We start from the raw sequence: 13,907 nt of genomic DNA, 5'->3' as shown, positions 1-13,907 counted from the left end.
AGTCAGTAGGCCTGATAAGCATAGCGCCATCAGGCAATCAAATTACAGCGATTGATGCCGTGTCTCATGGGTTAACAGCAGCGCAATCAGCGTTAACGCCGCCATCGATGCCAGATACGTACCGACCGCCGCCAGGCCGTAATTCGCCTGCAGCCATGCGGCAATGTAAGGGGCAACGGACGCACCAAGAATCGACGAAACGTTGTACGAGAACGACGCTCCCGTATAGCGCACTTCAGTCGGGAACAGCTCCGGCAGCAGCGCACCCATCGGACCAAATGTCAGCCCCATCAGGCTTAAGCCCAGCAACAGGAAGGCGAAAACCAGCACCGGATTGCCAGAGCCGAGCAGTGGTTTAAAGGCAAACAGCGCAAACAGAATGATAAGCGTGGTGATGATGAGCATGCTCTTGCGACGACCAAATGCGTCGGCCAGCAGGCCCGCCACCGGCACCATGACGCCAAAGCCAATCACCGCCATCATCAGCATCCACAACACTTCATTACGCGGCAGGCCAAGTCCTACAGGCGCGGCTGCGGTACTGAACGTCATCGAATAGACGGTCATGATATAGAACAGCGTATAGGTCGCCAGCATGATGAACGTGCCGAGGATCGTCACGCGAACATGTTTGGTCAGCAGGGTACCCAGCGGGATTTTCACCTGCTTTTTCGCCGCGGCTACTTTGGCGAAGACCGGGGATTCATGCAGCGAAACGCGAACGTACAGACCGATAATCACCAGTACCGCAGAGAAGATGAACGGTACGCGCCAACCCCAGCTCATGAACTGCTCGTCGGTCAGCAGCCAGGAGAGCAGCAGAAAGGTACCATTGGCGAAGAAGAAGCCGATAGGCGCGCCCAACTGCGGAAATGATCCGTACAGAGCGCGTTTGCGCGGTGGTGCGTTTTCCGTTGCCAGCAGCGCAGCACCGCCCCATTCACCGCCCAGACCTAACCCCTGGCCAAAACGCGCCAGCGCCAGCAGCAGTGGGGCGAAAATGCCGATCGTTTCATAGCCCGGCAGCAGACCAATGACGACCGTCGAAATCCCCATGGTGAGCAGTGAGGCAACCAGCGTGACTTTACGGCCGACGCGATCGCCGAAATGCCCGAATACAGCAGAACCGATCGGTCGTGCCACAAAGGCGATAGCAAAAGTCGCCAGGGACTGTAGCGTCGCGGCAGTCGGATCCCCCTGCGGGAAGAAGATGTGCGGGAACACGATCACCGCGGCGGTGGCGTAAATATAGAAGTCGAAGAACTCAATGGCGGTGCCAATGAGCGAGGCGACGACGACTTTATTGCGCGAGTTGACCGGGGTGTGTTCCTGTTCGTTGTCGAGTGTTGTGGCTGTTGCTTGCATAATATTTTCTTATTTTTGGCCGAACGAAAGGCCATATTACGCACAGCAAAAGAGACATTTCAATCTGTAACAAACTTTGAGAATGGTCAAAAATAGAGCAAAAAGGGGATAATTTTCAGGCTTGAGATTTCACTTCCATGAAATGCTTCACATAATTTAAAACTTAGATGATAAAACTAGTTTTTGGTTAAATAAAAGTTACGGGTTGGATTTATTCACTAAATCGGTGAGATTGGGCGGCATTATAATTGCCGGATGGCGCTGCGCTTATCCAGCCTACAAAACTCACCCGTAGGCCGGATAAGACGCGTGCGTCGCCATCCGGCAATTAACAACTAATCCGGCGGTGGCTACTGCGTTTTCCCCGGCATACGCGGGTCGTCTTTGTATTCCGCCGTGGCAATCCAGGCAGCGCAAAACAGAGTCAGACGAGCGAAGAAGTAGAAGAACGCCATCAATCCAAGCACGGAACCAAACGCCGCGCCTGACGGCGATTGCACCAGTGACGGCAGGGTATATGTCATGATCATTTTGATGACTTCAAACCCCAGAGCCGCGATAAATGTGCCGCGTATGAGCGCTTTCTTACGCGGTCGGTGACGCGGTAGCCGCCAGAAAATCCAGAAGAACAGCAAGTAGTTGGCGAAAATAGAGATGGTCAGGCCGATCAGCCGCCAGGCGGGCTTCAGCCATTCGATACCGTCGAGATACAACGCAGAGATAATCATCTGCTGGGCGGAGCCGGCAATGGAGGTAATGGACAGAGTAACAATCAGCGCAATCAGTAAGCCAATCAATGAGATAAAATCACGCAGATATTTGACCCAAATTTTTTCCTGATCCTGCGGGGTACGCTCCCAGACATCCCGCGACTGGGCACGAATTGCTTCGCGCAGGTTTCCCATCCAGTTAATGCCGGAATAGAGCGCGATGCCAAGCCCCACCAGACCGACGGTGGTACGTTGCTGTACGGCAGTATTAATGGTGTTTTTCAGCGTAGAGGCGAGCGTCGGATCGCTGACGTTGAGCAGAATTTTGCCGAAGATATCCTGTAACAGCGTAGGATGCGAAGCGAGAATAAAACCCGCGGCGGCAAACGACACCATCAGAATAGGGATCATCGACAGAAACGAGAAGTAGGTAATCGCGGCGCCAAACTGATTTCCCATGCGATCGTTAAACCGCTCCGCAGCCCGAATCAGATGGGCAATCATGGGCTGGCGTTGAACTTTTTCAGCGAAGGTCAGGGCAGTTTTCAACGCCTGGTTGGTCTTACCATTGGTTTCTGTATTTTCCTGCTCCAGGGGCTCAATTTTTAGGATGGGGGCGTGCTCAAGTTCCTGAATGGGGCGTTTAATCTCTTTTTCCTGCGTCATCAGGGCAATAATCCTTGTTCTGTTCATTCTCAGGACAGTATAGCTTGTCAGTCCACATAGTCTTTCATCACGCCAGTCAGCCATTCCATAAACAGATGTACCCGGCGAGAGAGGTTGCGTCGATGCGGATAAAGCAAAGAGACCGGCATTGGCTCGGCGCGATATTGCGGCAACACTTCGACCAGCGTACCGGCGCGCAGGGCATCACGCACGCCAACGCGCGGTACCTGAATAATGCCCAGACCGGCAAGGCATGCCGCGTGATAGGTTTCGGTACTGTTTACCGTTAGCATGCCGCCGGTTTTAACCCATTGCGTGCCGTTTTCTGTCGCCACTTCGAAGCCTTGCGCACGCGTTCCCAAATTGACCGAGTAGTGCACCACTGCATGTGAAGCTAAATCCTCCAGGCTTTCCGGATAACCAAAGCGGGCGAGGTACTGCGGGCTGGCGCAGTTAATCTGCGTGAGTTTCCCCAGTGGGCGCGCAATCAGCCCTGAATCTTTCAGCGTGCCTACGCGTACCACACAGTCGAAACCTTCGCGGACCAGATCCACCAGGCGGTCGCTGCTGCTGAGTTCGAGCTCAAGGCCGGGATACTGATGCAAGAAAGTGGGTAAGCGGGGCATCACCAGATTTCTCGCCACGCCAACCGGCATATCGACGCGCAGCTTGCCGCTGATGCTGGACGGATCGTGATGAAATAGTCCATCCAGCTCATCCAGATTGCTCAACAAATCTTTTGCGCGTTCGTAATAGATCATACCGTCTTGTGTGAGCTGAACGCGGCGGGTAGTGCGGTGCAACAACTGCGTGCCCAGATGATTTTCTAGGGCCTGGATTTGGCGAGATACGCTACCTTTAGGAAGACCAAGGGTGTCTGCCGCACGCGAAAAGCTCTCCAGTTCTGCGACGCGGATGAACAACTGCATTGCGTGAATTTTATCCATTCTTATGCCCTATTGTTGTTCCAAATGAAACAGTAATGCGCAACAGACGACATTTATTGTTTTTCTATCACCTAATAAGCTTTATCTCAATCATCACAACGTCGGAAATGAGGTTTCTTATGACGCAACGTATCGCATTAGTGACTGGTGGTAGTCGTGGGCTCGGTAAAAACGCCGCACTTAAGCTGGCTGACAGAGGAACGGACATTATCTTTACCTACAACAGCCAGCAGCAGGCGGCGCTGGATGTGGTTGCTGAAATTGAGCAAAAAGGCAGAAAAGCTGCGGCAATACAACTGAATGTCAGCGATGTGGCTGGCTTTGAGTCCTTTACCCATGAGGTACAAGCGCAGCTGAAGAGCATGTGGAATCGTGAGGCGTTTGATTATTTAGTGAACAATGCCGGAATTGGTCTGTATGGCGCTTTTGCCGATACCTCCGAAGCGATGTTTGATCAATTAGTGAACATTCACTTTAAGGGCCCCTTCTTCCTGACCCAACGTCTGTTGCCGTTGATCCAGAATGGCGGCAGGATCCTGAATGTTTCATCGGGACTGGCGCGTTTTGCACTGCCAGGGTATGCCGCCTATGCCTCAATGAAAGGGGCGATGGAAGTACTGACGCGTTATCAGGCGAAAGAACTGGGAGAGCGGGGTATTTCAGTAAATATCATCGCGCCTGGGGCGATTGAAACCGATTTTGGCGGCGGTCGACTGCGGGATAATAAAGAGCTGAATGCATATGTGGCATCGCAAACGGCGCTGGGACGCGCGGGCTTGCCGGATGATATTGGCGACGCGATTGCCGCGTTGCTCAGCGATGAGCTGGCCTGGATGACAGCGCAGCGTATCGAAGTATCGGGCGGAATGTTCCTGTAAATCGCTCGTATCTTATTCAGCTTTTGAACAATAGAAAACCGGTGCGCCACTCCAGGTAAAAATATAGCTGGTGGCGTTTACCGGTATTATCTGCAATCTAATTCAGCGATCGCGGTGCCGAAAGAAATCCGGGATAAACTTTCTGAATAACTCATTTTTCTTCGACAGCGGATTTGTCTCAGAAGAAACCATGATCACTTCCCCATCCTCCACGGATTCAGAATTTAATTCTTTAAAATGTTAAAGATTCGACATTAAAAATTGAGCGTTCGATCGCGTATGTGAAAACATGGCCTATGTGCTAAAAATTTCGCATAGGAAGAATAATAAATCGTGAATTTCATTTATAACCTTAAATCTACCATAAACGAATACTAAACGACCGCTTCCTCATAGTAGATTGGGATGAAGATTGGAAAGCATTTATAGCAGTCATATAATCCACCATACAAACGGTATGGATTATCTCAACGCTTATATGTAGAGGTGCATGTTCGTCTTCATTTAACGTGGGTATAAGATATGGGCTATCGTCTATATGGATTTATGATTGGTGCTGAAATTCATTTTGACATTTCTAATCGCCGACTGTATCGGCTTACGGGTAGCCATACCGAGAAAAACATCGTTTTTGCGTCAATTTACTTTAATGAAACAATGCTCAGGCTTTTCCTGTATTTATTAATAAATGCCAGGAGCCAGCCGGTACCGAAAGAAGAATTATTTGAGAAAATCTGGGAAGCGCATAATCTGAGCCCCTCTGCGCAAAGATTATGGCAAGTCCTGCACAATCTTAATAATAAACTTGGCCTGCTGGGGTTACCCAGGGATTTTATCCTTAATATAAGAGGTCAGGGTTATGTCATCAATTATCCTGATGTCATTCCCGTTTATTACAAAGTGAGCGAACTCCCAACTCATGCTGTCAAAAAAAGGGAGAAAATAGATAACCTGAGTGAGTGATGTCAACCCAGGTATTTGCCCTGAGCATGCAGTGCGAGGGGCTTTTTTTATCGTTATCTTTACTTTTTATTTTCAATGTATTTTCGCTAAATAGCGTTATTGTTCGATAGATACCAATAACGGCCAGGGCGATTGGGTCAGGTTCTGATGATTGCTGTGCGGTTGCCCTCAATAGGCCGCCGCACGCTTGAGGCTCGTGATGATTACCACAACCAGGCAACTCCCGATATTATTCTCTGACGCCAGCGAATTACTGGCCCGTTTCCTCACCTGTGCACCGGTAAAAACGTTGAATGCAGCCATTATTCAACGGCAGTTCCAACCGGTGTATCAACCCATTTTTAACAGCCAGACGGGTGAAATTGCAGGTATTGAGGTACTCGCCAGGTGGACGCATCCCCAGTATGGCGCTATTCCCCCTGATATATTTATTCCCCTTGCGGAAGAGCATGGTCTTATCGCCTCGCTGACGCATCAACTTATTCAGCAAGTCATTGCCGACCTGCAGTCGCGGCTCCCCCTTTTCCCAAATGGACTTTACCTTAACCTAAATCTGAGCCCCGAAAACTGCCTCGATCCGCGCTTTGAGTCGGACGTCGTGGCGCTCATGCAAAAGCTTGCCCCGGTTCAGGTTCAACTGGTTATCGAAATTACCGAAAGACGCCCTCTGCACTTTACCCCTCAGCTAAGCGAGTGGTTTGCCGCGTTGAGAAAATCCAATATCGCCGTAGCGTTAGATGATTTCGGGACGGGATACTCGAATCTGTGTTACCTCCACGCGCTGGAACCGGAGTTTATTAAGATAGATAAACTGTTTGTCAGCCAGATTGGTGAGGGGGGCGATACCCGCATTGTCGATACGCTTATTGAGCTGGCGCAGAAGATGGGTCTGCGAATGATTGCCGAGGGCGTTGAGACTCAGGCTCAGGCCGATTATCTGCGCATGAAACGCTGTGATTTTTTACAAGGGTATTATTTATGCAGACCCGTTCCACTTGAAGATCTGATCGGAGTGATGCAATCGCCTGCAACCTTTAGTGTCGATTGATACAGCAATACTGCCTGGGGAAACCACAGGTGATGATCAATTGATGCGACATTTTATTTTGTAACATATTTGTCTGTTACTGTGAGTTCCTTATTTTTATTAGAAAATATAGACTCCAAAAAATTAATATTAATAAGCTGATTTTGAACATTGGATATTAAGGATTTCCTTAATATTTAGCGCCGTTTTTGTCCATTTGTGTGATTATTTGGTTTTAGCTGTAACTATTTTCGATTTCTTCTTCTTTCTTCTCCGTCTATCGGTAAAATGGCCCCCGCCAAATGGTGACTTCTTATTTTACCCCTCGGGTAATACCCTTCCGCGTGTTAAGGCTAGTATCTTATTCAGACGGAGATAAGTAATGCAGGTAATAATGTTTGACAGGCAGTCGATATTTATTCATGGAATGAATGTAAGTTTACAAGAGCGTATTCCAGGAGTGGATGTTCAGGGTGTCAGTCAGGCAGATGACCTTTGGCAGAAACTGGAAGACACCCCTGATGCACTGATAATGCTGGATGGCGACCAGGACGCCGAGTTCTGCCGTAACTTGCTACAGCAGATAGCGCAACGCTTTTCGACAGTAAAAGTGCTGGTAACAGCAACGGACTGCCGTAAAAAATGGCTGCATGAGGTTACGCAATTGAATGTGCTGGCCATTGTTCCACGCGACTCTGACGCGGAAACCTTCACGCTGGCTCTCAATAGCATTGCGATGGGAATGGTATTTATCCCCAGAGATTGTATGATAACCCCCGAGAGCAGCGGGCAAAATATCAGATCGCTTAGTGCGCGTCAGCGAGAGATTCTGACTATGCTTGCCGCCGGAGAATCAAATAAACAAATTGGTCGATTGTTAAATATCAGCACCGGAACGGTCAAAGCCCATCTTGAATCGCTGTATCAGCGCCTCGAGGTAAAAAACCGTACGCAGGCGGCAATGATGTTAAACGACGCAATTTAACGGGCGAATATTTCACAGTCAGAACGATTCTGGCTGTGAAATAACCCCCGAGCAGAATTCTGCAGCACAAAACCGGCTTATCCCCACGCTGAGCATCCACGCAATTAACGCTTCCTGTTGAAACCTTTCTTTTATTTGCGGCATTTTCTGGTGTATGAATTCCTCGCAGATTTCCAGATCCGCGAGCAGTAGTGTTTCTGCCTGCGTTACCGAAACAGGCGCAGGAAAGCTTTCATCGGATGTGATTTCGTGCCCGTAGCCAATCACCCAGACACCATTTTTGTCCTGATACTTTTCCAGTGACAGGCCTTGCCATTGTTTAATAAATGCAACACAGGCGGGCGTGAAATACGTTGAATGGAGTGGCATATTCATCTCTGTACAAAGAGACCTATTTTAAGAAACCGCCTCCGTTACGCCAGTTGTCATACAGCCAGTTTTTTCAGCAAAACGTCTTATTCTGCGGGTGGCTGATAGTCGTGTTTTAACAGGCCGAAAATCCAGTCATCATTCCAGGTTTGATGCAGCCAGTAGCTTTCCCGCAGCGTGCCTTCGTGAATGAACCCGACCTTTTCCAACAGACGCCGTGAGGCTTCGTTTCCTGCGGTGACGCAAGCCGTAAGCCGGCGTAGCCCTCCGGTGGTAAATGTAAAATCGCAAACTGCATGCAGAGATTCAGTACCATAACCTTTCCCCTGCGCTTCAGGGGCGAGCAGAAAACCGACCTCGGCACATTCATTGTTTTCATGAATATATCCAGTCACTCCAAGCGGTGCTCCCGATGCCTTATCGCACAGGACCAGACATAGCCAGTGCGGGCTGCCGGGAGACCATTCAGGCAGGCGGGAGTTGAAGGCTGTCCGTATCTCCTCTTCAGTACGCGTGTCAGCGACAAAGCGCATCACATCTGGATTCTGCTGTAGCGTTAAGAAGAACGTCCAGTCATTTTCTGTCAGTGGGCGGCAGAGCAGACGTGATGTTTGCAATACAGGCACAGGCTTATCTCCAGAATAATTTTCAATGATTGTGCGGAAGTCACTGTAAAACTTATTTATTTGCTATATGAATGTGTTTTAGTCTACATCGGCACAACGTTGCGTTTAAAAAAGATAATTACATACCATGATGAGGCCGCACGTTTTGGGTCCTTTTAGGGAAGATGATGACCAATAGCGCGTTACAAGCGACATGTACACCCTTTGAACATTGTCTGGGGATTATCCGTCAGGCGTCGATAGAAATATTATTGCTGTTAGGCGTACATGTCACAGAAGGCAAAGACCCTCGGTGGTTTCTCGAACAACTGGATCAGGCACGACTGAATCTGGGCGGTTGGGGGGCTGTCGCCAGACGGTTGCAGATGAATGATGCGCAATTGAGCCAGTTCACTCTGCGGCTACGCCATCTTCAACAGAGTGTACCCCAATATGAAAATGGCCAGGACGTCAGTGAAAACCAGCTGATTTCAGCGCTGCGCTTTGTGGCCTCTCTGGAACAATTGCGCCAGCAACAGCCCATCCTGAAGTATCAAACCGAAATTGCACCTGTAGAGCCGGATGCTCAGATGCGGGCGCAGCGTCAACTTCGCGCAATAGAATTAACCCTCAAATCCTTGATTGCGCGGGTATGGCCGGATCAACATCCTCTCAACAGCTTCCTGAAACAGCACTTTGGCGGTGAACGTCTGCGTCGCTGGCTAAAGTTAGGCGAAGGACGAGATGCGCTGGACGGTATGATGTTTAGCGAGCTGGCACTGATGGTCGTCGATAAGAAATTATTCGTTCGCCACTTTACGCAGATTTTTAACGATACCTCGGTGCTGATGTCGTTTGTTGAGCCGCGCATCACGCTACGCATGTTTTTGGATGATTGCCGCCTGGCTCGTAACTGCGTTATCGCGCAGCAGCCGCTGACGTCAGTACAATTGCTGTTGCTGGACTACCAGTACCGGCAGATAACTCATCCTGTGCAACGGGCATTTGAAGAACGGCGTACGCGCATTAATCCTGCGTCGTATCTGGAATCTGATGAGTCCATGGTCCGCCAGTTTTGGGAAACGGCAAAGCAAAAAGACGAGCAAGCGGGAGGCGATAAGCATGAAATCGCAGACAGTATTGATCCGCCGGAGAAGCGGGCCAAACGCTCGGCGGAAGAACGTGAACAGCTGATTTCCGGCATGTTGTGGGTAGCAGTCGGCGTGATGGTGCTGGCGATTTCGCTGGGTGCGTTCTGGTTATTCACTTCGCCAGCGCCACAGGCGTCATCCGGACAATCCGTTGAAATTGTGCAGGAGGAACCGCGACGTGACGCCCCCAGCGCACGGGAGGCGGTGACCCGAATGGGTATCACCTGGGATGCCTTTAACATGCGGGCGGCTATCGATCGCAATGACACCCGCGTGACGTCACTGTTCCTGCAGGGTGGGATGGACTGGAAGCTGGCGTGGACGGAGCAGGCGTTCTCAGCGGGCAATACCGAGGTGTTGAGACTACTGCTGCGTTACCCTTCGCAGATGGATGAAAGCAAACCATGCCGACAGTTTATGACTACGCTCAGCCATGCGATGTCGAATGGGGCGTCACTCACATCGCTGCATAAAAGTTATCTGCAAAGTTTTTGTTCCGTGCCTGCGGTCGTTGCGCGTCAGCAATATGATCTTGAGCAGGCCGAGCTGCGTGTTCGCGCCCAGCCAAGCCCTGAGAACAAGAAATGGCAGAAAATTCACGCCGAGTTGTACGATGCGATTAACTGACATCCTGATGACTCAGACCGTCAGCCGCTAGGGTTCGCCATACAAACCGATGAGTCGGCGCACCACGCCATTGGTCCAGCCAAAGCCGTCCTGCAACGGATATTCCCCGCCGCCGCCTTCGCGCGGCGCTGCGTCGGCTATGTGGTATTTTTCGATAAGCTTGTGGTGTTCCTGATAAAATAGATTCACCGTTTTCAACCAGTTACGGGCGATTTCATCCCCGAGATGGTCGTCACCGTACAGTTTGAAGCCCTGGATCGCCATCCACTGCAGCGGCGCCCAGCCGTTCGGTTTATCCCACTGTTCACCCGTTTCATGCTCGGTTGCTAAAATCCCACCGGGCGTGAGCAGGCGACTGCGAACCGCGTTAGCAAGCCGGTCGGCTTGTTCATGTGTTGCCATACCGACATATAGCGGCACAATACTGGCGGCAGAGAACAGGGCCATTTGTTCGCGCCGCCAGTCGTAATCGCGATAGCAGCCGTTTTCATCGTCCCACAGATAGCGGTTTACCGCATCGCGACGGTCACTGGCTTTCTGGCGAAACTGCGCTTCCGTTTCTTTGTCGCCTTTCAGCGCGGAAATATTGGCGATAGTGCTTTCCAGCTTGTAGAGGAAGGCGTTCAGATCAATCGGGATGAACTGCGTGGTGCGTATGCTGGCAAGGCGGCCTGCATCGCGTAGCCAGCGCGAGGAATAATCCCAGCCGGAGGCCGCGCCCGCGCGCAAATCCCGATACACCTCATTGGGTGGACGACCCGAATGCTTGGCGGTCTCGACGTCTTCAAGCCATGATTCATCACGCGGCGTATCACGATCGTCCCAATAGCGGTTGAGCAGAGAGCCGTCCGACATTCTGATCACGTGACGGTAGGCCTGGTTGAGCACCAGGGAATCGGCGCCATCCATCCAGAATGCGTATTCCATTTTCAGATGTTCAAGGTAACGACGTGCGCCGCGTACGCCATCCTCTTCAAACAGTTCCACCATCAGCGCAAAGACCGGCGGCTGCGAACGGCTTAGATAGTAAGTACGGTTACCGTTGGGGATGTGGCCATAGTTTTCAATCATCCAGGCAAAGTTATCCGCCATACACTTCAGCAGATCTTCGCGGCCGCTCTCTGCCAGACCCAGCATGGTAAAGTAGGAATCCCAGTAGTAGGTTTCGCTAAAACGTCCGCCGGGCACAATATATGACTGCGGTAACGCCAGCAGCGAGGACCAGGGAATGTGATCCTGCGGCTCGCGCGTCAGCACAGGCCACAATTGATCGATATGCTCTTTCAGCGAGCTTGCCGGATCGGACACATATTCACTGGAGGGCGTTTCCGGTAGCCAGAAATGGTTCTCGACGAAACGTCGCAGATCAAAGTCGCGGTGGCGTTTAACTTTGCGATAGCGGATCAAAATGTCCAGTGGGTCCATTTTGGGCGCACAATCAGGGAAGGTTTTGCTATCAGCGAATAGTTTGGATGACTGGACGTGTTCAAACAGCTCGAGGTAACGATCGGCGGGGGTTAACGCATCTGACGCGGGTAACCCTGCAATCATCTCCGGCTCTGGCTCTGCCTCAATCATTTCATCCAGCTTTAACTCGCACGGATCCATTTCATAAAGCAGATCGATATCGATCGTCATTTCTTCTGAAGGGGCGTGGGGTAGTTTCTGGTTGAGCATAATGAGAAAGACCTCCGATGGACGTTGAAAGATTAAGGCTATTGCCCGGTCGTCAGTTAAGCGTAGACATTCGCTTCGGTGTCTGGTGAGTAAAGCGTGCGGTTGATCACGTTTTAGTGCTGCATATTATTTAGAAAATAAGACTATCCCAATGAATATAATGAAGAATTCATAATTCTGCGTGACCTGAAGATATTTCATTTTCAGAACATTCGATTGCAACGAGGTGTGAACGGAAAACCATAACGGCTTATCTCCGTAATAGGCACAGGCTATTCTATCGATAGTTATCCCCCATGTAATTGCTTGATACTTATCAAAATAATAAATCCCTTACTTTCTATGATGGTTAAGTCTGATAAAGACTATGCACTCATTATTCTAATTTTTCTGGGTCACAATAACTCACAACGGTGAGGGTAAAATAATGAAAATTATTACCCGTCTTACCGCGATAGCCATAGCTGGCGTCGTGATTTGTTATTTTGGATTATCCGGTTATGTGTGGTATCACGATAATCAACGTAGTAAACAGGCAGATGTTCAGGCCTCTACGCTGGAAGAAAATAATAAAGTATTAGGTTTTTTACGCGAAAAAGGATGCGATTATTGTCACACGCCTTCAGCTGAATTACCTTTCTATTCTTCTTTTCCTGTCGCTAAGCAGTTGATGAATTACGATATTCAACTGGGATACAAATCATTCAATCTTGAGGCCGTTCGTGCGGCGCTGGTCGCAGATAAACCCGTTTCGCAAAGCGACCTGAATAAAATTGAATGGGTGATGCAGTACGACACCATGCCGCCGACGCGTTATACCGCACTGCACTGGGCTGGCAAGGTAAGCGATACGGAGCGAGCAGAGATCCTGGGCTGGATTGCGAAACAGCGCGAGCAGTATTACGCCAGTAACGATACCGCCGCGCAGCATCGTAACGAGCCTGTGCAGCCGATACCGGAAAGCATTCCGACCGATGCCCGCAAAGTGGCGCTAGGCTTTACGCTTTACCACGACCCGCGTATTTCCGGTGACAGCACGATTTCTTGCGCGCACTGCCATGCCCTGAATGCGGGCGGCGTAGATGGTCGCAAAACGTCAATCGGCGTAGGCGGCGCGGTTGGTCCTATCAACGCGCCGACGGTATTTAACTCTGTCTTCAACGTGGAACAATTCTGGGATGGTCGAGCACCAACATTGCAGGCGCAGGCAGGCGGCCCGCCGTTGAACCCTATCGAGATGGCGTCTAAATCCTGGGATGAAATTATTCAGAAACTGGATAAAGATCCGCAACTCAAACAAGAGTTTATCGCGGTTTATCCGCAGGGATTCAGCGGAGATAATATTACCGATGCGATTGCTGAGTTTGAGAAAACGCTAATTACGCCAAATTCGCCGTTTGATAAATGGCTACGCGGCGATGAAGCGGCGTTAACTGCCCAGCAGAAACATGGCTATCAGTTGTTTAAAGATAATAAGTGCGCGACCTGTCATGGCGGTATTATTTTAGGCGGGCGTTCATTTGAGCCATTGGGTTTGAAAAAGGACTTTAATTTCGGCGAGGTCACTGCTGCAGATATTGGCCGCATGAACGTCACTAATGAATTACGTGACAAGCTGCGTCAAAAAGTCCCTGGCTTGCGTAACGTTGCGCTGACCGCGCCTTATTTCCATCGAGGTGATGTGCCTACGCTCGACGGTGCGGTAAAACTGATGCTGCGTTATCAGGTGGGTAAAGAACTGCCGCAGGAAGATATCGACGATATTGTGGCGTTCCTCGAAAGCTTAAACGGCGTGTATACGCCGTATATGCAGGGTAAATAGATTTTGCCCTGGTCCTGATTCGGACGTAAAAAAACCGACTTCACGTCGGTTTTTTTACGCTTCAGCCCGAGTTGGTGGCTCTGGCCGAAGTGAGATAGTTATCATCTAACGCTTC

At 50.2% G+C, this 13,907-nt stretch carries 12 protein-coding genes; 6 read left to right on the top strand and 6 right to left on the bottom strand.

Annotated elements, in window-relative coordinates; genetic code table 11:
* Window positions 1–42: 42 nt before the first annotated feature.
* The 3 genes from C2U41_RS21245 to C2U41_RS21235 form a co-directional block, all read right to left on the bottom strand.
* The gene (locus C2U41_RS21245) at window positions 43–1,365 is read right to left on the bottom strand and encodes an MFS transporter (protein ID WP_003023312.1); all 1,323 of its coding nucleotides are present in this window, start codon (window positions 1,363–1,365) and stop codon (window positions 43–45) included.
* Between the two features lie 350 nt (window positions 1,366–1,715).
* Window positions 1,716–2,741, bottom strand: a complete 1,026-nt coding sequence (yhjD, locus tag C2U41_RS21240) for an inner membrane protein YhjD (RefSeq protein WP_016151136.1) — start codon at window positions 2,739–2,741, stop codon at window positions 1,716–1,718.
* A 47-nt stretch (window positions 2,742–2,788) separates the two neighbouring features.
* Window positions 2,789–3,688: a LysR family transcriptional regulator gene (locus tag C2U41_RS21235; protein ID WP_003837759.1), complete on the bottom strand. Its 900-nt coding sequence runs from the start codon at window positions 3,686–3,688 to the stop codon at window positions 2,789–2,791.
* Between the two features lie 119 nt (window positions 3,689–3,807).
* On the opposite strand from C2U41_RS21235, the gene C2U41_RS21230 reads away from it, so the two are divergent.
* The 4 genes from C2U41_RS21230 to C2U41_RS21215 all read left to right on the top strand — a co-directional run bounded on the left by C2U41_RS21230 (window position 3,808) and on the right by C2U41_RS21215 (window position 7,541).
* Window positions 3,808–4,566: an SDR family NAD(P)-dependent oxidoreductase gene (locus C2U41_RS21230; RefSeq protein WP_003023319.1), complete on the top strand. Its 759-nt coding sequence runs from the start codon at window positions 3,808–3,810 to the stop codon at window positions 4,564–4,566.
* A 522-nt stretch (window positions 4,567–5,088) separates the two neighbouring features.
* Complete coding sequence (locus tag C2U41_RS21225) at window positions 5,089–5,529, top strand: winged helix-turn-helix domain-containing protein (RefSeq protein ID WP_032937221.1); 441 nt, start codon at window positions 5,089–5,091, stop codon at window positions 5,527–5,529.
* 199 nt (window positions 5,530–5,728) lie between these two features.
* Window positions 5,729–6,577, top strand: coding sequence for an EAL domain-containing protein (locus C2U41_RS21220; RefSeq protein ID WP_044713953.1), 849 nt, complete (start codon window positions 5,729–5,731; stop codon window positions 6,575–6,577).
* A gap of 361 nt (window positions 6,578–6,938) precedes the next feature.
* The gene (locus tag C2U41_RS21215; protein WP_087879314.1) at window positions 6,939–7,541 is read left to right on the top strand and encodes a response regulator transcription factor; all 603 of its coding nucleotides are present in this window, start codon (window positions 6,939–6,941) and stop codon (window positions 7,539–7,541) included.
* Window positions 7,542–7,559: 18 nt separating this feature from the next.
* On the opposite strand, the gene C2U41_RS21210 is transcribed toward C2U41_RS21215, so the two are convergent.
* On the bottom strand, window positions 7,560–7,910 hold the full coding sequence (locus C2U41_RS21210) for a glycoside hydrolase family protein (RefSeq protein ID WP_003837768.1): 351 nt from the start codon (window positions 7,908–7,910) through the stop codon (window positions 7,560–7,562).
* Between the two features lie 86 nt (window positions 7,911–7,996).
* Complete coding sequence (locus C2U41_RS21205) at window positions 7,997–8,536, bottom strand: GNAT family N-acetyltransferase (protein ID WP_103848234.1); 540 nt, start codon at window positions 8,534–8,536, stop codon at window positions 7,997–7,999.
* 167 nt (window positions 8,537–8,703) lie between these two features.
* Between C2U41_RS21205 and C2U41_RS21200 the strand changes: the two genes are divergently transcribed.
* Complete coding sequence (locus tag C2U41_RS21200) at window positions 8,704–10,293, top strand: STY4199 family HEPN domain-containing protein (protein ID WP_032950457.1); 1,590 nt, start codon at window positions 8,704–8,706, stop codon at window positions 10,291–10,293.
* Window positions 10,294–10,320: 27 nt separating this feature from the next.
* Here C2U41_RS21200 and C2U41_RS21195 read toward each other — a convergent pair whose 3' ends face one another.
* Window positions 10,321–11,970, bottom strand: coding sequence for an alpha,alpha-trehalase (locus C2U41_RS21195; protein WP_003837772.1), 1,650 nt, complete (start codon window positions 11,968–11,970; stop codon window positions 10,321–10,323).
* A 427-nt stretch (window positions 11,971–12,397) separates the two neighbouring features.
* Here C2U41_RS21195 and C2U41_RS21190 point away from each other — a divergent pair, with 427 nt between their 5' ends.
* Entirely contained in the window at window positions 12,398–13,792 is a 1,395-nt protein-coding gene (locus C2U41_RS21190; protein WP_003837773.1) for a cytochrome-c peroxidase, read from the top strand.
* Window positions 13,793–13,907 lie beyond the last annotated feature (115 nt).

The organism is Citrobacter freundii complex sp. CFNIH4 (assembly GCF_002934505.1).
Classification (GTDB): domain Bacteria; phylum Pseudomonadota; class Gammaproteobacteria; order Enterobacterales; family Enterobacteriaceae; genus Citrobacter; species Citrobacter freundii.
The sequence above is the reverse complement of the archived record's forward strand: the minus strand, read 5'-3'. Positions and strand labels throughout refer to the sequence as shown.

Bases quoted from the DNA above. Each gene is read 5' to 3' on its own strand.
- C2U41_RS21245 (WP_003023312.1), bottom strand. From the start codon at position 1,365: ATGCAAGCAACAGCCACAACACTCGACAACGAACAGGAACACACCCCG.
- yhjD (WP_016151136.1), bottom strand. From the start codon at position 2,741: ATGACGCAGGAAAAAGAGATTAAACGCCCCATTCAGGAACTTGAGCAC.
- C2U41_RS21235 (WP_003837759.1), bottom strand. From the start codon at position 3,688: ATGGATAAAATTCACGCAATGCAGTTGTTCATCCGCGTCGCAGAACTG.
- C2U41_RS21230 (WP_003023319.1), top strand. From the start codon at position 3,808: ATGACGCAACGTATCGCATTAGTGACTGGTGGTAGTCGTGGGCTCGGT.
- C2U41_RS21225 (WP_032937221.1), top strand. From the start codon at position 5,089: ATGGGCTATCGTCTATATGGATTTATGATTGGTGCTGAAATTCATTTT.
- C2U41_RS21220 (WP_044713953.1), top strand. From the start codon at position 5,729: ATGATTACCACAACCAGGCAACTCCCGATATTATTCTCTGACGCCAGC.
- C2U41_RS21215 (WP_087879314.1), top strand. From the start codon at position 6,939: ATGCAGGTAATAATGTTTGACAGGCAGTCGATATTTATTCATGGAATG.
- C2U41_RS21210 (WP_003837768.1), bottom strand. From the start codon at position 7,910: ATGCCACTCCATTCAACGTATTTCACGCCCGCCTGTGTTGCATTTATT.
- C2U41_RS21200 (WP_032950457.1), top strand. From the start codon at position 8,704: ATGACCAATAGCGCGTTACAAGCGACATGTACACCCTTTGAACATTGT.
- C2U41_RS21195 (WP_003837772.1), bottom strand. From the start codon at position 11,970: ATGCTCAACCAGAAACTACCCCACGCCCCTTCAGAAGAAATGACGATC.
- C2U41_RS21190 (WP_003837773.1), top strand. From the start codon at position 12,398: ATGAAAATTATTACCCGTCTTACCGCGATAGCCATAGCTGGCGTCGTG.